The 18,966-nt window shown below is 71.2% G+C and carries 16 protein-coding genes and 2 tRNA genes; 10 read left to right on the forward strand and 8 right to left on the reverse strand.

The window, feature by feature from the left end:
• The first annotated feature begins 320 nt into the window (after positions 1-320).
• From HET64_RS11625 to HET64_RS11635, 3 genes are all read left to right on the forward strand, one after another.
• A complete protein-coding gene (locus HET64_RS11625; RefSeq protein ID WP_215104554.1) occupies positions 321-1,472 on the forward strand; it encodes an SDR family oxidoreductase in 1,152 nt (383 codons plus the stop codon).
• A 106-nt stretch (positions 1,473-1,578) separates the two neighbouring features.
• On the forward strand, positions 1,579-2,040 hold the full coding sequence (locus tag HET64_RS11630; RefSeq protein ID WP_215104556.1) for a molybdenum cofactor biosynthesis protein MoaE: 462 nt from the start codon (positions 1,579-1,581) through the stop codon (positions 2,038-2,040).
• Between the two features lie 399 nt (positions 2,041-2,439).
• On the forward strand, positions 2,440-3,555 hold the full coding sequence (locus HET64_RS11635) for a PDZ domain-containing protein (protein ID WP_215104558.1): 1,116 nt from the start codon (positions 2,440-2,442) through the stop codon (positions 3,553-3,555).
• Positions 3,556-3,603: 48 nt separating this feature from the next.
• Here HET64_RS11635 and HET64_RS11640 read toward each other — a convergent pair whose 3' ends face one another.
• Positions 3,604-4,164 (reverse strand): PPA1309 family protein, encoded by a 561-nt coding sequence (locus HET64_RS11640; RefSeq protein WP_251145181.1) that lies wholly within the window; start codon positions 4,162-4,164, stop codon positions 3,604-3,606.
• A gap of 135 nt (positions 4,165-4,299) precedes the next feature.
• Here HET64_RS11640 and HET64_RS11645 point away from each other — a divergent pair, with 135 nt between their 5' ends.
• The 4 genes from HET64_RS11645 to HET64_RS11660 all read left to right on the forward strand — a co-directional run bounded on the left by HET64_RS11645 (position 4,300) and on the right by HET64_RS11660 (position 9,885).
• Positions 4,300-7,335 (forward strand): UPF0182 family protein, encoded by a 3,036-nt coding sequence (locus HET64_RS11645; RefSeq protein ID WP_215104613.1) that lies wholly within the window; start codon positions 4,300-4,302, stop codon positions 7,333-7,335.
• Between the two features lie 42 nt (positions 7,336-7,377).
• Positions 7,378-7,451: transfer RNA gene (locus HET64_RS11650), tRNA-Met, on the forward strand.
• Positions 7,452-7,677: 226 nt separating this feature from the next.
• On the forward strand, positions 7,678-9,738 hold the full coding sequence (locus HET64_RS11655) for a tetratricopeptide repeat protein (RefSeq protein ID WP_215104560.1): 2,061 nt from the start codon (positions 7,678-7,680) through the stop codon (positions 9,736-9,738).
• Between the two features lie 73 nt (positions 9,739-9,811).
• Positions 9,812-9,885, forward strand: a tRNA-Met gene (locus HET64_RS11660).
• A 102-nt stretch (positions 9,886-9,987) separates the two neighbouring features.
• Here the strand turns inward: HET64_RS11660 and HET64_RS11665 are convergent.
• The gene (locus HET64_RS11665; protein ID WP_215104561.1) at positions 9,988-10,407 is read right to left on the reverse strand and encodes a Fur family transcriptional regulator; all 420 of its coding nucleotides are present in this window, start codon (positions 10,405-10,407) and stop codon (positions 9,988-9,990) included.
• Positions 10,408-10,594: 187 nt separating this feature from the next.
• On the opposite strand from HET64_RS11665, the gene HET64_RS11670 reads away from it, so the two are divergent.
• Positions 10,595-12,064 carry a catalase gene (locus tag HET64_RS11670; protein WP_251145182.1) on the forward strand — a complete coding sequence of 490 codons (1,470 nt, stop codon included), beginning with the start codon at positions 10,595-10,597 and terminating at the stop codon, positions 12,062-12,064.
• A gap of 90 nt (positions 12,065-12,154) precedes the next feature.
• Here the strand turns inward: HET64_RS11670 and HET64_RS11675 are convergent, their stop codons facing one another.
• On the reverse strand, positions 12,155-12,553 hold the full coding sequence (locus HET64_RS11675) for a cyclic nucleotide-binding/CBS domain-containing protein (RefSeq protein ID WP_215104572.1): 399 nt from the start codon (positions 12,551-12,553) through the stop codon (positions 12,155-12,157).
• A 198-nt stretch (positions 12,554-12,751) separates the two neighbouring features.
• Complete coding sequence (gene hisN, locus HET64_RS11680; protein WP_215104574.1) at positions 12,752-13,552, reverse strand: histidinol-phosphatase; 801 nt, start codon at positions 13,550-13,552, stop codon at positions 12,752-12,754.
• Positions 13,553-13,676: 124 nt separating this feature from the next.
• On the opposite strand from hisN, the gene HET64_RS11685 reads away from it, so the two are divergent.
• Positions 13,677-14,294: a TetR/AcrR family transcriptional regulator gene (locus tag HET64_RS11685; protein ID WP_215104576.1), complete on the forward strand. Its 618-nt coding sequence runs from the start codon at positions 13,677-13,679 to the stop codon at positions 14,292-14,294.
• Here the strand turns inward: HET64_RS11685 and HET64_RS11690 are convergent.
• The 4 genes from HET64_RS11690 to HET64_RS11705 form a co-directional block, all read right to left on the reverse strand.
• Entirely contained in the window at positions 14,251-14,574 is a 324-nt protein-coding gene (locus HET64_RS11690) for a multidrug efflux SMR transporter (protein WP_010061553.1), read from the reverse strand. The genes HET64_RS11685 and HET64_RS11690 overlap by 44 nt on opposite strands.
• Before the next feature lie 121 nt (positions 14,575-14,695).
• Positions 14,696-15,712 carry a ribosome small subunit-dependent GTPase A gene (gene rsgA, locus HET64_RS11695; protein WP_215104578.1) on the reverse strand — a complete coding sequence of 339 codons (1,017 nt, stop codon included), beginning with the start codon at positions 15,710-15,712 and terminating at the stop codon, positions 14,696-14,698.
• Between the two features lie 3 nt (positions 15,713-15,715).
• Positions 15,716-17,068, reverse strand: a complete 1,353-nt coding sequence (gene aroA / locus HET64_RS11700) for a 3-phosphoshikimate 1-carboxyvinyltransferase (RefSeq protein ID WP_215104580.1) — start codon at positions 17,066-17,068, stop codon at positions 15,716-15,718.
• A gap of 104 nt (positions 17,069-17,172) precedes the next feature.
• Positions 17,173-17,886 carry a M50 family metallopeptidase gene (locus HET64_RS11705; protein WP_215104583.1) on the reverse strand — a complete coding sequence of 238 codons (714 nt, stop codon included), beginning with the start codon at positions 17,884-17,886 and terminating at the stop codon, positions 17,173-17,175.
• A gap of 53 nt (positions 17,887-17,939) precedes the next feature.
• Here HET64_RS11705 and HET64_RS11710 point away from each other — a divergent pair, with 53 nt between their 5' ends.
• On the forward strand, positions 17,940-18,755 hold the full coding sequence (locus HET64_RS11710; protein WP_215104585.1) for an SOS response-associated peptidase: 816 nt from the start codon (positions 17,940-17,942) through the stop codon (positions 18,753-18,755).
• The last annotated feature ends 211 nt before the right edge of the window (positions 18,756-18,966 follow it).

Here is an 18,966-nt window from a genome sequence, read left to right on the forward strand (position 1 = left end):
GCCCGAATCCGAACGGGCCCCCGGGCCCGCCCGCGCTCTGCCCACCTTCGGTGGGGTCCTTCTTCTTGCCCTCGTCGCCGTTCTCCGGCTCCTCCGGCGGAAGGCCGAATCCGAATGGGGTGTCACTCACGGGTTTCCTCGGCTCGTAGGGCCGCCGGCTCGAACCGACGGCGACTGCCCGACATCACCATCCAGCGTAGACACCACGCCCGCTTCGGGCCTCAGTGCTCCGCCGACTCCCGGCCTGCGGCAGGATGGACGCCACCTGGTACGTACGCGTCATTCGGGTACGTACTGAAGACAACCGCTGGAGACGCCCGGTGAGTTCCCCAGATCCGCAGGTTCGCGCAGCGCGAAACCTGACCGACCCCCCTCCCGAGAGCACACCCGAAACGAAACGCCCCAGGACCCCCAGAAACCGGGGCCCCGTCGTCGCGGTCACCGGCGCCGCCACCGGCATCGGCGAACTGCTGACCGCCCACCTCGCCGCATCGGACGCGATCAAGCAGGTCATCGCGATCGACGAGCGCCGGGGAGAGGTCTCCGAGGCGACCTGGCACATTCTGGACGTACGGGATCCGGCGATCGCCGAGAAACTGCGCGGCGCGGACGTCGTCGTCCACCTTGCCCTCGATCTCGACCTGGAGACCGACCCCGCCGCCCGCACCGCGTACAACGTACGCGGCACCCAGACCGTGCTCACCGCCGCGGCGGCCGTCGGGGTCCACCGGGTCGTGCTGTGCACCTCGGCGATGGTCTACGGGGCGCTCGCCGACAACGATGTGCCGCTCTCCGAGGACGCCGAACTGCGTGCCACCGCCGAGGCCACCGGCGTCGGCGACCTCCTGGAGATCGAGCGGCTCGGCCGCCGGGCCCCGCGCGCCCACCCCGGGCTCAATGTCACCGTCGTGCGCCCCACCGTCCTGGTCGGCGGCACCGACACCGCCCTGACCCGCTACTTCGAGTCCCCGCGCCTCCTGGTCGTCGCCGGATCCCGCCCCACCTGGCAGTTCTGCCACGTCGAGGACCTGGTGACGGCGCTGGAGTACGCCGCCCTGGAGAAGATCGACGGCGAGTTCGCGGTCGGCTGCGACGGCTGGCTGGAGCAGGAGGAGGTCGAGGAACTCAGCGGCGTACGCCGGATGGAACTGCCCTCCGCCGTCGCGCTCGGGGCCGCGGCCCGGCTGCACCGGATCGGCCTCACCCCGTCCCCGGCCGGTGACCTGGCGTACACGATGCACCCCTGGGTGGTCAGCGTGAGCAGGCTGCACGACGTGGGCTGGCGGCCGAAGTGGACGAACGAGGAGGTACTCGGAGCCCTCCTCGAAGAGGTCGAGGGCCGCCACACGCTCGCCGGACGCCGCCTCGGCCGCAAGGACGCCACCGCCGCCGGAGCCGCCGGAGCCACGGTCGCCCTGCTCGGCGCGGCCGCCGTGGTGCGCCGCGCCCGCAAGGCCCGCCGCCGCATCTGACCGCCCGACCGCGCCCGAGGCCCTGTAGGAGGCTCCAAACCGGCCGGCCGGCCGCCGGAAGAACAGGCAATTCCGGGATGCCGGAGCCGTACGGCACGATGGGAGCATGGCACCCACCCACGACCATCCCGGCGAGCACGCGGCGGCCGACCCCATCCGGCTGCTGGCGATCCGGGACACCCCGCTCTCCGTCGACGAGGTCTTCCGCGCGGTCGGCGACGACGCGGCGGGCGGCATCGCGCTCTTCGTCGGCACCGTGCGCAACCACGACGCGGGACAGGACGTCGGCGCGCTCGGCTATTCCTGTCACCCCTCGGCCGAGGACGAACTGCGCCGAGTGGCGGAGAAGGTCGTCGCCGACCACCCGGTCCGCGCACTGGCGGCCGTCCACCGAGTGGGTGAACTGGAGGTGGGCGACCTGGCCGTGGTCGTCGCCGTCGCCTGCCCGCACCGCGCCGAGGCCTTCGACGCCTGCCGCAAGCTCATCGACGACCTCAAGCACGAGGTTCCGATCTGGAAACACCAGCGCTTCTCGGACGGCACGGAGGAGTGGGTCGGAGCCTGCTGAGCGCAAACCGGACCGGGGCGCATCAGCCCCGATTTGCGTAACCGCACCCCCGCCACGAGCGTTGGTCTTCCGGATCGTTAATCTGCTGATCGGGCATCCGGTCGCTCATGGGGTAGGGAGGTCGTGATGGCGGCACTCGCTTGGCTGTTGATTCCACTTTTCGCTGCTGTCGGTGGTGCGATATGGGCGAGTTGGGCTGCCCGCAATCGCACGACCGGCGATGTCACCGAACTCGCCGGCTACGCCAGGTTCCGTGACGCGATGGAGAAATCGCACTCCGGTTCCGGGGCTCTCTGAAGACCGACGCACGCCGCGTGACCCCCTTCCGCCGCGTTCCGGTCTCCTCGTACGGACCGGCCCCGGCGGTGCACTGACAGGCCCTTCCCGTACTGTCGTTCCATGCCACGCAGCACCGCGACGATGCTCGCCTCCGCCCTCGTCCTCATCGCGCTGCTCTGCGCAGGCGTGCTGATCAAAGTGCCGTACTCGGAGATGTCCCCCGGACCGACGGTGAACACGCTGGGCGACGCGCGTGGCGAGCCCGTCCTGCAGATCTCCGGTCGCAAGACGTACCCGGCATCCGGGCACCTCAACATGACGACGGTCCGCGTCACCGGGGCGGACTACCGGATGAACATCTTCGAGGCCGTCTACGGCTGGCTGGCCCACGACAGCGTCGTGGTGCCGCACGACACGCTCTACCCGGACGGCAAGACCGAGGAGCAGTCCACCCAGGAGAACGCCGAGGAGTTCAGCCAGTCCCAGGAGAGCGCCAAGGTGGCCGCCCTGAAGGAACTGGACATCCCGGTCGCCACCCAGGTCGTGGTCTCCACGGTGGTCAAGGGCAGCCCCTCGGAGGACAAGCTGCACGCGGGGGACGTGATCAAGGCCGTCGACGGCACCGCGGTCAAGGAGCCCGGCGACGTCGCGAAGCTCGTCACCCAGCACCAGCCGGGCGAGGACGTCACCTTCACCATCATCCCGGCGAAGACCGCCGCCGCGGCCGAGAAGGCCGGGCGCGCCCCCGAGGGCGGCGAGGAGATCACCATCAGGACGGCGAAGGCCCCCGCCGCCGAGGGCGACGGCGAGGAGGGCGGGAAGGACCGGGCGATCGTCGGGATCAGGGCCGGGACGGACCACACGTTCCCGTTCGAGATCGACATCAAGCTCGCGGACGTCGGCGGTCCGAGTGCCGGTCTGATGTTCTCCCTCGGCATCATCGACAAGATCACCCCGGGTGACCTGACCGGCGGCAAGTTCGTCGCGGGCACCGGCACCATCGACGACGCGGGCACGGTCGGCCCGATCGGCGGCATCACCATGAAGCTGGTCGGCGCCCGGAACGCCGGCGCCCGCTACTTCCTCACGCCCGACGACAACTGCGCGTCGGCCGCCGCCGACACGCCGGACGGGCTCACTCTGGTGCGGGTCAAGACCATCGAGGACGCCACGAAGTCGATGGAGCAGATCCGTACGGGGAAGACCGCGGGCCTGCCGAGCTGCTCGACCGGCTGACGGCCGCGCCGCCCGGGAACCGCACGACGGCCCCGGGCAGCGGCCCGATCAGGACTCGAACGTCGCCGCGAGCGCCTCGGCGAGGCCGGGCACCAGACCGGCGCCGGTCAGCACCTCGGTGGGGGAGTCCTTCTCGCGCAGCCGTACGGCGGACTCGCGGGCACCGTCCCGCAGGACGGCCACGGTCATCCGTACCTCCTGCCGATCGGGGTGCTTGGCGACCCACTGGGTCAGCTGCTTGTCCTTCAGACCGTCCGGCACGGATGCCTCGGCGGACGGCGGCAGCATCAGCCGCTCCACCGTCATGGCACAGCCGACCACGGCGTCGGGCCAGGCGATCGTGCCGAGGAAGTCGTCGAGCGCGGTGCCCGGCGGAAGTTCGTCCTGCTCGATCGGGGTGAGCGCGGCGACGGAGGAGCTGGGGTCCTCAAGGCCCAGCTGAGCGGCGAGAGAGGGCTCCTGGACCCGGAGCTGTGCGGTGTCGACCAGGGCGAACAGCCGGGCGGGCTGGTCCCAGCCGAGGTTGGAGGCATAGGCGTCGATTTCGAGGACGGCGACGGTGAGCGGACTCGCGGCCATCGGGGGTCCTGCGGGGGAAACGTTGGGCATGGGCAATATCCTGCCTCCTTCTGCCCCGGGAACGGGAACTAGGTAAAGCCTCAGTAAGTTGCATAGGTGGGCTCTAGGACCGCTGGGCCTGTCCACACGACCGCGAACTACGAGGTGCGCACGTTGGCTTTCCAGATGCCGGACCGCGGCGGAGGCCCGACCGGGCCACGGATCAGAGTCGGCCGCCCGTCCCGGCGCGCCCGTACCCTGCTCATGACTTTGGGTGTCCTGGCGGTTCTCGCCATGGCCTTCGTCATGTTCGCCGGGTTCTGGACGGACTGGCTCTGGTACAGGTCGGTCGCGTATTCATCCGTCTTCACCACCACCCTGTGGACCAAGATCGGGCTGTTCCTCGTCTTCGGACTGCTGATGGCGATCGCCATCGGTGTGAACATCTGGCTCGCGCACCGGCTCAGGCCGCCGCTGAGCGCGATGTCTCTGGAGCAGCAGAGCCTGGACCGCTACCGGATGAGCATCGCCCCCTACAAGAAGTGGGTGCTGCTCGCCGTCACGGCGCTCGTCGCACTGATCGGCGGAGCTTCCGCCTCCGGCCAGTGGCGTACGTGGCTGCTCTACGTCAACGGCGTGCCGTTCGGGCAGAAGGACCCCCAGTTCGGGCTGGACGTCGCCTTCTTCGCTTTCGACCTGCCGTGGTACCGCTTCCTGCTGGGCTTCGGCTTCGCGGCGACCGTGCTCTCGCTGATCGCCGCCGCGCTGACCCACTATCTGTACGGCGGGCTGCGCATCACCAGCCCCGGCGCCCGTGCCACCGGGGCGGCCACCGGCCACCTCTCGGTGCTGCTGGGCATCTTCGTCTCCCTCAAGGCCGTGGCGTACTGGCTCGACCGGTACGGGCTGGCGGTGAAGTCCAGTGACTTCAAGGCCGCGGACAACTGGACGGGCCTGCGGTACGTCGACGCCAACGCCTACCTCCCGGCGAAGACCATCCTGTTCTGCATCGCGGCCATCTGCGCCGTGCTGTTCTTCGCGACGCTGTGGCGCCGCACCTGGCAGCTCCCGGTCATCGGCTTCGGCCTGATGGTGCTCTCGGCGATCCTGATCGGGGGGCTCTACCCGGCGATCGTGCAGAAGTTCCAGGTGCAGCCGAACGAGCAGGCCAAGGAAGCGGAGTTCATCAAGAAGAACATCAATGCCACACGCGACGCGTATGACATCGATGACGCCACGGTGGACGACTACGAGGGCCAGGCGACGACGGAGGACGACAGCAAGCTGCGGGCGGCGGCCAACACGGCCGCCAGCTACCGCGTGATGGACCCCAACGTCGTCTCCCCGGCCTTCCAGCAGCTCCAGCAGCGGAGGAACTACTACCAGTTCCCCAAGACGCTGGACGTCGACCGCTACAAGGACGAGGACGGCAAGGAGCAGGACACCGTCATCGGTCTGCGTGAGCTGAACATCCAGGGCCTGCCCAAGCGGAACTGGATCAACGACCACTTCACGTACACCCACGGCTACGGCGCCATCGCGGCCCGGGGCACGACCACCGGGACGAACCCGACGGGATCCCCGGACTTCACCGAGTCGGGGCTGCCCTCCACCGGTGAGTTCGGCAAGTACGAGCAGCGGATCTACTACGGCGAGAAGACCGAGCAGTACTCCATCGTCGGCGGGCCCCAGAAGGAGCTCGACTACGAGGAGGACGGCGAGAAGACCACCAGCTACAAGGGCGACAGCGGGGTCAGTCTCTCCAACACCTTCAACCGTGCCGCGTACGCGGTCTCCTTCAGCGAGCCGCAGATCATGTACTCGGGAGCCATCGGTGAGGGCTCGCGGATCCTGTACAACCGCACGCCCAAGGAGCGCGTCGAGGCGGTCGCCCCGTGGCTGACCATCGACGGCGACGCCTACCCGGCGGTCGTCGACGGCCGGATCCAGTGGATCGTCGACGCGTACACCACGAGCAACGGCTACCCGTACGCGTCCCGGACCACGCTCGGCGACACCACGGCCGACTCGCTGACCACCAACCAGCGCGCGGTCGTCGCCCAGCAGAACCAGGTCAACTACATCCGCAACTCGGTGAAGGCCACCGTCGACGCCTACGACGGCAAGGTCAAGCTCTACGAGTGGGACACCAAGGACCCGGTCCTCAAGACCTGGCGCAAGGCGTTCCCGGGGACGGTCGAGTCCCGCGGAGAGATTCCCAAGGAGCTCATGGACCACCTGCGGTATCCGCAGGACCTCTTCAAGGTCCAGCGCGAGCTGCTCACCCGCTATCACGTCGAGGACCCCGCGCAGTTCTACAGCGGCAGTGACGCGTGGCAGGTGCCGGACGACCCGACCAACAAGGAGCCCGGCTCCGTCCCGCCGTACTACCTGAGCATGAAGATGCCGGGCCAGGAAGCGCAGCAGTTCTCGCTGACCACCACGTTCACCCCCCGAGGCAGGCCCAACCTGGGTGCCTTCATGGCGGTGAACGCGGACGCGGCCAGCAAGGACTACGGCGAGATGCGGCTGCTGCGGGTCACCTCCACCGTGAAGGGCCCGGGCCAGGTACAGAGTGAGCTCAACGGCAACGACGACGTCGCCGAGTTCGTGAGGAACCTCAAGGGCACCGACTCGGACATCGAGTACGGCAACCTGCTGACGGTTCCGCTGGAGGGCGGGTTCCTCTACATCGAGCCGGTCTACACACGCGGTGGCAACCAGAACTACCCGCTGCTGCGCAAGGTGGCCGCCTCGTACGGCTCGAAGATCGTCTTTGAGAACAGCCTCGGGGAGGCGCTCAACGCCGTCTTCGGGGTCGAGGACGACGGGGTCACGCCACCGCCCGATCCCGATGAGCCGCCGGGCGAGACCGATGAGCCCCCGGCCACCGGCAGCGCAGCGCTCAAGAAGGCCATCGCGGACGCCCAGAAGGCGTACTCCGACGGTGAGAAGGCGCTGCAGGAGCAGGACTGGCCGGCCTACGGCAAGGCCCAGGAGGCTCTTCAGGACGCTCTGGAGCGAGCCGCCGCCGCGCAGCCCAAGGCGGGCAGCGAGGGCGACAAGGCCGACGGCGCCGAGAAGCCGGCGGGCGACGCCAAGCCGGACAGCTCGGCCGAGCCCGCGAGCGCCGGTAAGCCAGCGGACGCGGACAAGGCGGATCCGGCGCGGAAGCCGGATGCCGCCGAAGGGGCCGAGAGGGGCTCCGACCAGGGCAGCTGAGAAGACTCCACCCCGCGTCGTGGTACGGTTTGAACACAACGACGCGGGGTGGAGCAGCTCGGTAGCTCGCTGGGCTCATAACCCAGAGGTCGCAGGTTCAAATCCTGTCCCCGCTACGGAAAAGACGAAGGCCCGGATCCCTTGGGATCCGGGCCTTCGTCGTGCCTGTTGTGCGTGCGGGCCGTGTCGGTCCCAAGCTGTGGGCGTGAAGTGCGGTTCGCTGGGCAGCAGTTGCCTTTGAGCGTGTTTGACTTGTCTCCCTGTGGGCATGTCGACAAAACGCTGTAGTGACCTCACTGGCCGCGATATACCAGGTGTACGCGGGTTACAGGTGGTGCGACGATGGTATTTATGGGGGACAGGGCAACTCTGTTGGAGACAGGGCGGTTTGTGCAGCAGCGCGGCCAAGATGGGGAAAGCGCGGTAGACGCGGCTTTCGCTGCTGCCATCGCCGGGGCGGGCGCACCGGTCCAGCGGACCGGCGCCATCGACGCGAGCGCGTCCGACGAGGACACCACGGACGCGGTCGACGCCGCGGACAGCGCCGAGAGCGAGGCGCGCCACCGGCGCGCCGCCGACGCGGGGGACACCGCGTCCATGAGCGTCCTGGGCGCGCTGCTGCTGCGCCGCGGCGAGCTGGACGGCGCCGAGCGGTATCTGCGCGCCGCCACCGCCGACGGGGACCGCGCCGCCGCGAACAACCTGGGCGTCCTGCTGCACCAGCGCGGCTACCCGGACGAGGCCGCCGGCTGGTGGCGTATCGCCGCCGTCGCTGGATCCGCCGCCGCCGCGCACGCGCTCGGCCGGCACTTCCGCGAGCGCGGAGACGAGCCCGGCGCGGAGTACTGGCTGCGTCAGTCCGCCGAGCAGGGCCACGCGCTGGGCGCGTACGCGCTGGCCGACCTCCTGGAGCACCGGGGCGACGTCGGCGCCGAGCGCTGGCTGCGCGCCGCCGCCGAACAGGGGCACCGTGAGGCCGCCTACCGGTTGGCCCGGGCCCTGGAGCGGAAGGCGGTCGAGGACCCGCACGACGCCTTCGGCCTGGGCCGGGGCGCCGCTTCCGGGCGAACCGGAACGGGCCTCGGCCTCCCCGGCGACCCGCCCGCACCCTCCCGTGGGGGACTGGCGAGCGGTCCCGCGGGTGCCAGGAGCGCGGCCGACGGCGACAGCCCCGTGGCGGGACCCGCCGCCGGCCGGGTCGGCGAGGCCGAGCAGTGGTACCGCCAGGCCGCCGCCCGGGGCCACCGGCGCGCCGCCCTGCACCTCGGCGCGATCCTGGAGCAGCGCGGCGAGCTCAAGGAGGCCGGCCGCTGGTACCTCACCTCAGCCAAGGACGGCGAGCCGCGCGCCGCCTGCGCGCTGGGCTTCCTGCTGCGCGACGCGGGCGACGAGGAGAGCGCCGCCGTGTGGTGGCTGCGCGCCGCCCAGGACGGCGACGGCAACGCCGCCAACGCGCTCGGCGCGCTGCACGCCGCACGCGGTGAGCAGCAGACCGCCGAGCGCTGGTACCGGGCCGCCATGGACGCGGGCGACGTCAACGGGGCGTACAACCTCGGGCTGCTCTGTGCCGCCCAGGACCGCACCCCGCAGGCCGAGCAGTGGTACCGCCGCGCCGCGTACGCCGGACACCGCGAGGCCGCCAACGCGCTCGCGGTGCTGCTCCTCCAGGCCGGCGACCACACCGGGGCCGAGCCCTGGTTCTCCAAGGCGGCCGAGGCGGGCAGCGTCGACGCGGCCTTCAATCTCGGCATCCTGCACGCCGGACGCGACGAGGACCGTACAGCGCTGGGCTGGTACGAGCGCGCCGCGGCGGCCGGGCACACCGACGCCGCGCTCCAGGTCGGCATGGCCCTGCTGCGCGACGGCGAGGACCGGGAGGCCGAGCGACACCTGCGCTGCGCCGCGGGCGGCGGCAGCGCCGAGGCCGCGTTCCGGCTGGCCGGGGTGCTGGACGCGCGCCAGCCGCCGCCGGGACCGCCCGCGCTGGGCGAGCCGATGCCGGAGAAGACCGAGTGCGAGGAGTGGTACGAGCGGGCCGCCCAGCAGGGCCACCGCCGCGCCCAGGTCCGGGTCGGCATGCTCGCCGCCGCCCGCGGGGACGTGGAGAGCGCCGCCCACTGGTACCGGGAGGCCGCCGAGGCGGGCAGCCGCAACGGGGCCTTCAACCTCGGGCTGCTGCTGGCCCGCGAGGGCAGCGAGCGCGAGGCCGCCCTGTGGTGGAGCCGTGCGGCCGCCGCCGGGCACGGCCGTGCCGCGCTGCGCCTGGCGCTCCTCGCCGCCCGTCGGGGCGAGCTCACCGAGGGGCAGCGCTGGTGCGCCCGGGCGGTGGAGCTGGGCCCGGCCGAGGTGGCCGAGCGGGCCGCGCGGCTGCGCGAGGCGCTGCACCAGGAGCTGACCGCGTAACCCTGTCGGGCCCACGGGCCGGGTGAATGAATTTGCGCCGCCCGACCTGCTGACGTAATGTTGCATTCACCGACGCGGGGTGGAGCAGCTCGGTAGCTCGCTGGGCTCATAACCCAGAGGTCGCAGGTTCAAATCCTGTCCCCGCTACTGAAAAGACGAAGGCCCGGATCTCATCGAGATCCGGGCCTTCGTCATGTCCGGCGACCGCGGAAAGCCGGGCCCGCCCGGAGGCGGGCCCGAAGGGCCTGGTCAGGCGGTGGCGGCGCAGTTCGGGCAGATGCCGCGGTACGTCACCTCGACGCCGGAGACCATGAAGCCGTAGCGCTCGTCCGCCGGCAGGTCCGCCAGCGGGTTGCCCTCGGGGTGCACGTCCCGGATGGCGCCGCACCGGGCGCACACCAGGTGGTGGTGCGGGTGGTGCGCGTTCGGGTCGTAGCGCTTGGCCCGGCGGTCGGTGGAGACCTCCAGCACCTCACCGAGGGACACCATCTCGCCGAGGGTGTTGTAGACGGTGGCGCGCGAGATCTCGGGCAGCCGGGAAACGGCCCTCGCGTGGACCTCGTCCGCCGTCAGGTGTACGTGGTCCCCGTCGAGGACCTCGGCCACGACACGCCGCTGCGCCGTCATGCGCCAGCCGCGTCCACGAAGTCGTTCCAGCAGGTCGCTCATGAAGCCCAGCCTAACAGTGGGGGGACCGAGTCCCGATCGGGTGTGACTTTGGATGCTCAGTGACTTTGGATGCTCACTTGACTTAGACAATGTCCATTGTAGGATCGGGACCGGCATACGCCAAGGGACAGGCTGTGCGGAACATCGGACCGACGATCGAGGCCGGCCGATCACCGAAGTGCAGGACATGACGCAGGAGGCGCACGTGACGCAGGGACCGCTCACCACGGAGGCCGGCGCGCCGGTAGCCGACAACCAGAACAGCGAGACCGCCGGCGTCGGCGGTCCGGTTCTCGTCCAGGACCAGGCGCTGCTGGAGAAGCTCGCCCACTTCAACCGCGAGCGCATCCCGGAGCGGATCGTGCACGCCCGCGGCGCCGGTGCGTACGGCACCTTCACGCTGACGCGCGACGTCTCGCAGTGGACCCGGGCGAAGTTCCTCTCCGAGGTCGGCAAGCAGACCGAGACCTTCCTGCGCTTCTCCACCGTCGCGGGCAACCTCGGCTCCGCCGACGCCGCGCGCGACCCCCGTGGCTTCGCGCTGAAGTTCTACACCGAGGAGGGCAACTACGACCTCGTCGGCAACAACACCCCGGTGTTCTTCATCAAGGACGCCATCAAGTTCCCCGACTTCATCCACACCCAGAAGCGCGACCCGTACACCGGCTCGCAGGAGGCGGACAACGTCTGGGACTTCTGGGGTCTGTCGCCCGAGTCGACGCACCAGGTGACCTGGCTCTTCGGCGACCGCGGCATCCCGGCCACGCTGCGCCACATGAACGGGTACGGCTCGCACACGTTCCAGTGGAACAACGAGGCCGGCGAGGTCTTCTGGGTCAAGTACCACTTCAAGACCGACCAGGGGATCAAGAACCTCACCACCGAGGAGGCCGTCCGGCTCTCCGGTGTCGACCCCGACAGCCACCAGCGCGATCTGCGCGAGTCGATCGAGCGCGGTGACTTCCCGTCCTGGACGGTGCAGGTCCAGATCATGCCCGCGGCGGACGCGGCCGGCTACCGCTTCAACCCGTTCGACCTCACCAAGGTGTGGCCGCACGCGGACTACCCGCCGATCGAGATCGGCAAGCTGGAGCTCAACCGCAACCCGCAGAACATCTTCGCCGAGGTCGAGCAGTCGATCTTCAGCCCCGCGCACTTCGTGCCGGGCATCGGTCCGTCCCCGGACAAGATGCTCCAGGGCCGGCTCTTCGCGTACGGCGACGCCCACCGCTACCGCGTCGGCATCAACGCCGACCACCTGCCGGTGAACCGCCCGCACGCCACCGAGGCGCGGACCAACAGCCGGGACGGCTTCCTCTACGACGGCCGTCACCAGGGCGCCAAGAACTACGAGCCGAACAGCTTCGGCGGCCCGTTCCAGACCGACCGCCCGCTGTGGCAGCCGCTCCCGGTCACCGGCGCCACCGGGAACACCGAGGCCCCCGGCCACGCGGAGGACAGCGACTTCGTGCAGGCGGGCGACCTCTACCGGCTCTTCTCCGAGGGCGAGAAGGTCCGGCTGATCGAGAACCTCGCCGGGTTCATCGCCAAGGTCTCGCGCGACGACATCGCCGAGCGCGCGATCAACAACTTCCGCCAGGCGGACGGCGACTTCGGCAAGCGGCTGGAAGCCGCGGTCCAGGCCCTTCGCGGCTGACCGGACGCCTGCCGTCGACCGTGGGCCGGATCCCCTCGCGGGGTCCGGCCCACCGGTCGTTCCGGCGCCGGCCGCGCGCCGGGCGGGCGGTCAGCCGGCGGCCGCGACGGTACGCCGGGCGGGCGCCCAGCAGCGGATGATGTCGCGCACCGACACGATGCCCACCGGCCCGTCGCCGTCCAGCACGATCAGATGCCGGAACCCGCCGTGCGTCATGGCTTCCGCGGCCTCCTCCAGGGTCCAGGCCGGGGCGGCGAACACCACGTCGGTAGTGGTGTGGGCGGACGCGGTCTCCCGGTCGGGGTCCAGCCCCGATCCGACCGCGTCGAGGATGTCGCGCTCGGTGATGATGCCGAGCCCGCAGGTGTCCGGATCGTGGACGACAGCTGCCCCGATGCGGCGGGCCGACATCAGCCGGGCCGCCTGGCGGAGCGTATGGGTGGGGCCGATGGTGAGGACCACCGTGCTCATGGCGTCACGGACGAGCATGAAACGAGCCACCTCCTCGGCGAGCCGACTCTGTGAGCCGATTCACAAGTTCACAAGTGGGGGGACTCTCAGAGTTGCACCCTTGGGGCGGGTCGACAAGGGGTGGGCGAAGCGTGGGGAGGGCGCCCGAAAAGCACACAAGGCGCCCCCGGCACATCTCGCGGACCGTACGGTTTAGGACAGACCCGAAAGGGGCGGTCAGTACCGCTGGTTCAGATAACCCAGCAGCTCGTCGTGGAGCGGCCCGTTGGAGGCCGCCGCGTTTCCGCCGCCCGGACCGTCCACCCCGTCCAGCGAGGTGAACCGGCCGCCCGCCTCCTGCACGATGATCGCGGTCGCCGCCATGTCCCACAGCGAGAGCTCCGGCTCCGCGCAGATGTCCACGGAACCCTCGGCCACCATCATGTACGGCCAGAAGTCCCCGTACCCCCGCGTCCGCCAGCAGGCCCGGGTGAGGTCCAGGAGGCCGTCGAGGCGGCCCTGCTCCTCCCAGCCGGACAGCGAGGAGAACGCGAACGAGGCGTCGGCGATCCGCTCCACCTTCGACACGTGCATCCGGGTCGCGGAGGTGAGGCTGCGGCCGGTGAACGCGCCCGCGCCCTTCGCCGCCCACCAGCGCCGGTTCAGCGCGGGCGCGGAGACCACTCCCATCACCGGCTGGAAGCCGTCCTCACCCGCCTCCATCAGCGAGATCAGCGTCGCCCACACCGGTACGCCACGTACGTAGTTCTTGGTGCCGTCGATCGGGTCGATCACCCAGCGCCGCGGTCCGCTGCCCTCGATCCCGTACTCCTCGCCCAGGATCGCGTCCCTCGGGCGGGCCCGCTGCAGGTGGCCCCGGATCAGCTCCTCGGCGGCCTTGTCGGCCTCGCTCACCGGCGTCATGTCCGGCTTGGTCTCCACCTTCAGGTCGAGAGCCTTGAACCGGTCCATCGTCGTCGCGTCGGCGGCGTCCGCCAGTACGTGGGCCAGGCGCAGATCATCGTGGTAATCGGGCATGCCGTCACAGTATCCAGCGGCGTCGGGCGCGGGCTACAGCGCCCCCGAGCCGCCCGGGACCCTTGACAGCCCCCGGGAGCGCGTCAACTCTGAACCGCAGGATCCCGGGGCGGGGGAGGCGACGATGCCGACAGCGCGGCAGGCCCTGCTGGACGCCGCCCTCCGGGCGTTGGACGACCGGCCCTGGCGCGCGGTGCGCATGGTCGACGTCGCCGCCCTGGCCGGTGTCTCGCGGCAGACCCTCTACAACGAGTTCGGCACCAAGGGCGGACTGGCCGGGGCCCTGCTGCGACGGGCCGCCGACGGCTATCTCGCCGGGGTGGACCGCGCGCTGACCGCCCCCGCCCCCGACCGCCCGGCCGCCGTCGCGCTCTGGACCGTGCGGGCCGCCCGCCAGGACGTGCTGGTCAAGGCGCTGCTCACGGGGTACTGGGCGGAGGGGCTGCCCCGCCCGGAACGGCTGCCGGGCTCCGGGGGGCGTACGGGCGGGAGAACGCCGCCGGCCCCCGAGGAACTGCTCGCGCTCGTACGGGACCGGATGGTCGCGGTGTCGCCCGGGGCCGCCGCCTGGCGCTGCGAGATCGCGTTACGCCTCGCGCTGTCCTGTGTGATCGTTCCGGTGCCGGGCGACGACGCCGCGGACAGCCGCGCGCTCGGGCTCGTACGGGAAGGGGTGCGGGCGGCGGTTCCGGCGGACCTCAGTGGGCCGATCCGGACAGCTGGAGGCCGATCACCCCGATGATCACCAGCGAGATCGACACCAGCTTCAGCGTGGAGACCACGTCACCGAGGAAGATCATGCCGTAGATCGCCGTCCCGGCCGCCCCGATCCCGGTCCACACCGCGTACGCCGGACCGACGTCGAGCTTCTTCAGCGCCAGGGTCAGCAGACCGAAACTGCCCAGCGCGAACGCGGCGAACGCGATCGTCGGCCAGAGCCGGGTGAATCCGTGGGAGAGCTTCAGACACACGGCGAAGCCGGTCTCCAGCAGTCCTGCGACCACGACCAGCAGCCACGGCATCGTCAGTTGCCTCCCGCATAGGTGACGGCTTCGTCCCGCTCGGTGCGATTATGCCTTTACCGGTCGTTGAAGCTCGCAAACATGCCCGCGCCGACCCGATCGAATCCGGCCGGCTGGGCTGTCAGTCGCCCTCGCGCCGTTCCCGGGTCGCGAGCAGCCGGCGCAGGGAGTCCAGGCGTGCCGGGTCGGCGTGCCCCTCCGCCACCCAGGCGTCCAGCGCGCACTCCGGCTGGTTCGCGTCGTGGGTGCAGCCGCGCGGGCAGTTCTCGGTGCCCGGCTGGAGGTCGGGGAAGGCGTTGATGACCCGGGACGGGTCGACGTGGTGCAGCCCGAAGGAGCGCACGCCCGGGGTGTCGACCACCCAGCCCCGGTCGCCGGGCAGCGGCAGCGCGAGGGCCGAGGTGGTGGTGTGCCGCCCCCGGCCCGTGACCGCGTTGACGATGCCGGTGGTCCGTCGCCGGTCCTTCGGCACCAGGGCGTTGACCAGCGTCGTCTTGCCGACCCCGGAGTGCCCGACGAAGGCGGTGACGCGGTCGTTGAGGAACTCGCGCACCCGGTCCGCCGCGTCCCCGCTCTCCAGCTCCTCGCGGCTGGTCACGATGTACGGGACGCCGAGCGGGGTGTACGCCTCCAGCAGCTTGTCCGCGGACGCCAGGTCGGACTTGGTCAGGACCAGGAGCGGGGTGAGCCCGCCGTCGTACGCCGCCACCAGACAGCGGTCGATCATGCGCGGGCGGGGTTCCGGGTCGGCCAGCGCGGTGACGATCGCCAGCTGGTCCGCGTTGGCGACGACCACGCGCTCGTACGGATCGTCGTCGTCCGCCGTGCGGCGCAGTACCGTACGGCGCGGGGAGATCCGCACGATCCGGGCCAGGGTGTCCTTCTCGCCGGAGAGATCGCCGACGATGGAGACGGTGTCGCCCACCACGGCGGCCTTGCGGCCCAGCTCGCGGGCCTTCATCGCCACCACGGTCCGGCCCTCGACGAGGCAGGTGAGCCGGCCCCGGTCGACGGTGAGGACCATGCCGTCCTCGGCGTCCTCGTGCTTGGGCCGGATGTGCGTGCGCGGCCGGTTGCCCTTGCGGTTGGGGCGGACGCGGATGTCGTCCTCGTCGGGGTTCTTCCCGTAGCGGCGCATCTTCTAGGCCCCGAGCATTCCGGTCCACATGTCCGGGAAGTCCGGCAGGGTCTTGGCGGTCGTGCCCACGTTCTCGATCTCCACGCCCTTCACCGCCAGGCCGATGATCGCCCCGGCGGTGGCCATGCGGTGGTCGTCGTACGTGTGGAAGACGCCGCCGTGCAGCGGGCGCGGGCGGATGTGCAGCCCGTCGGCCGTCTCGGTGACGTCGCCGCCGAGCTCGTTGATCTCCTTGGTCAGCGCGGCCAGCCGGTCCGTCTCGTGCAGCCGCAGATGGGCGACGCCGCTCAGCGTGGAGGGGGAGTCGGCCAGCGCCGCGACCGCCGCGATGCCCGGGGTCAGCTCGCCGACCTCGCCGAGGTCCACGTCGATGCCGTGGATACGGCCCGTGCCGGTGAAGGTCAGCCCGCGCTCGGTCAGCTCGCAGCTGCCGCCCATCGCGGTGAAGATCTCGCGCAGCGCGTCACCCGGCTGGGTGGTGCGCTCGGGCCAGTCGGGGATCGTGACCCGGCCGCCGGTCACCAGGGCGGCGGCCAGGAACGGCTGGGCGTTGGACAGGTCCGGCTCGATCGTCAGGTCCCGGCCGAGCAGCGCGGAGGGCGAGACCCGCCACACGTCTCGCTCGCCGCCCGTCTCCGGTTCGTCCACCTGCGCGCCGACGGCCCGCAGCATGTCGACGGTCATCCGGATGTGCGGCATCGAGGGGAGTGTGGACCCGGTGTGCCGGACCTCCACGCCCTGGTTGAAGCGCGGGCCCGACAGCAGCAGCGCCGAGACGAACTGCGAGGAGGACGAGGCGTCGATCGCCACCGGACCGCCCTCCAGTGCCCCGCCGCCGTGCACGGTCAGCGGCAGCGCACCGCGCCCGTCGTCGTCGATCCGCGCACCGAGTGCCCGCAGCCCCTCGATCACACCGGTCAGCGGGCGCTCGTAGGACCGGGGGTCGCCGTCGAAGCGGACCGGGCCGTCGGCGAGCGTGGCGACGGGCGGCAGGAAGCGCATGACCGTGCCGGCGTTGCCGACGTCGACCGCCGCCGGGCCGTGCAGCCCCGCCGGGATGACCCGCCAGGCCTCGCCCGAACTGTCCGGGGAGGCCGCGGCGGACGGGCTGGAGGCGGACGAGGAGGAGACGGTCTCCTCGATCCCGACGCCCATGGCGCGCAGCGCGTCGGCCATGAGCAGGGTGTCGCGGGAGCGCAGCGGGCGGCGCAGCCAGCCCGGCTCGGCGGCCAGCGAGGCCAGCACGAGTGCGCGGTTGGTGACCGATTTGGATCCGGGCACGGTGACGGTCGCGTCGACGGCCCCGCTCGCGTGGGGGGCGGGCCAGAGGGCGGGGTGCACGGAACTCTCGGTCATGGCCCTTACTTTAGTGGCTCCCCGCAAACCCGGATCGTCACCAAAAGGGCGGAAACCGCCTCGTAACGAAGGAGTGGTACGGACCGCGGCGCTCCGGCCGGCCCTCACCAGCCCAGCAGCCACCGCCCGCCGCCGATCAGCGAGCACAGCGACACCGCGTGGAAGAGGAACAGCCACAGCACCGCCGGGGCGTGGGTCAGCCGGGCCAGCTGGTCCGCGTCGGAGTCCGGGGCGCCGCCGTGGCGCCGCTTGGACTGGAGCTCGAACGGCGGCCGCACCCCGCCCAGCAGCAGGAACCACACCACCGCGTACGCGAACGCCGACTGGACGTCCGAGGAGGCCAGCCAGGACACCAGCAGGAACGCGGTGCCGGTCAGGATGACGGTGAGGGCCCCGTACACATTGCGGATCATCACGAGCATCACCGCGAGCAGGGCCGTCGCCACCCACAGCAGGAGGGTGATCCTGCCGTTGGTCAGCAGCCAGGCACCGCCCAGGCCCAGCAGCGAGGGGGCCGTGTAGCCCGCGGCGGCCGTGAGGATCATGCCGATCCCCGTCGGCTTGCCGCGGCTCACGGTCAGGCCGCTGGTGTCCGAGTGCAGCCGGATGCCGGAGAGCTGCCGCCCGGTGAGCAGCGCCACCAGTCCGTGGCCGCCCTCGTGCGCGATGGTGATGGTGTTGCGCGCGAGCCGCCATAGCGGGTTGGGCACGACGGCGATGAGCGCCAGGGTGGCCGTCACCACCACCAGCCACTGTTCGGGAGCGGACTGGGTTCCGGTGACGCGATCCCACAGATCGCCCAATTCGGTGCTGTTCATCGGCCGGGCGACTCCTTGCGGTCGGGGCGGGCGGTCGTGGCAGTCTGGCACTTATGTGCGGACGGTATGCAGCGAGCCGGAACCCCGAGGACCTGACCGGGCTCTTCGGCGTCGAGAAGTGGGAACCCACCGAGACCCTGGAGCCGGACTGGAACGTGGCGCCGACCAAAGAGGTCTACGCGGTTCTGGAGCGTCCTGTTAAGGACGCCGACGACCAGCGTCCGGTTCGCCAGCTGCGTGCCCTGAAATGGGGACTCGTGCCGTCCTGGTCGAAGACCCCCGAGGGCGCCGCCCGGATGATCAACGCCCGCGCGGAGACCGTGCACGAGAAGCCCTCCTTCCGCCGTGCCTTCGCCCAGCGCCGCTGCATCCTGCCCGCCGACGGCTACTACGAGTGGGTCACCGGCTCGGAGGAACGGCAGCTGGAGGAGAAGAAGGGCAAGAAGCGGGCCCGTAAACAGCCCTACTTCGTGACCCCCGCCGACGGGTCCGTGTTCGCGATGGCCGGACTGTACGAGTTCTGGCGCGACACGACCCTGCCCGGCGACCACGGACACGCCTGGTGGGTGACGTGCTCGGTGATCACCACCGAGGCGGAGACCACCCCGCTGGCCGTCGCCCCCGCCGAGGGGCCCGGCGCGCTCGCCGACATCCACCCCCGGATGCCGCTGATGCTCACGCCCGACCGCTGGGACACCTGGCTGGACCCCACGCACACGGGCCTCGACGAGCTGCGCGCGCTGCTGGAGCCGCCGCCCGGCGGGCTGATGCGCGCCTACCCGGTCGCCACCACCGTCAGCAACGTCCGCAACAACGGACCCGAACTGCTGGAGGAGCTGGCCGCGCCGGAGGAGTCCACGCTGTTCTGAGCGGCGCGCGGGGTCCGGGCGGGCGCGCGGGAGAGGATGGCGCGGTGAGCCGTCAACCACGTACGCAGAACGTCACCACCGACGCCGGTGAGGCCCGGATCACCTGGGTCCGAGCGCCCGCGCCCCGCCTCGTGCTGGCCGTGAGCCACGGGGCGGGCGGCGGCATCGAGGCCCGCGATCTGAAGGCCCTGGCCGCGACCCTGCCCGGGCA

Origin of the sequence: Streptomyces sp. McG3 (assembly GCF_018619185.1) — a bacterium.
In the GTDB taxonomy this organism is placed as follows: Bacteria; Actinomycetota; Actinomycetes; order Streptomycetales; family Streptomycetaceae; genus Streptomyces.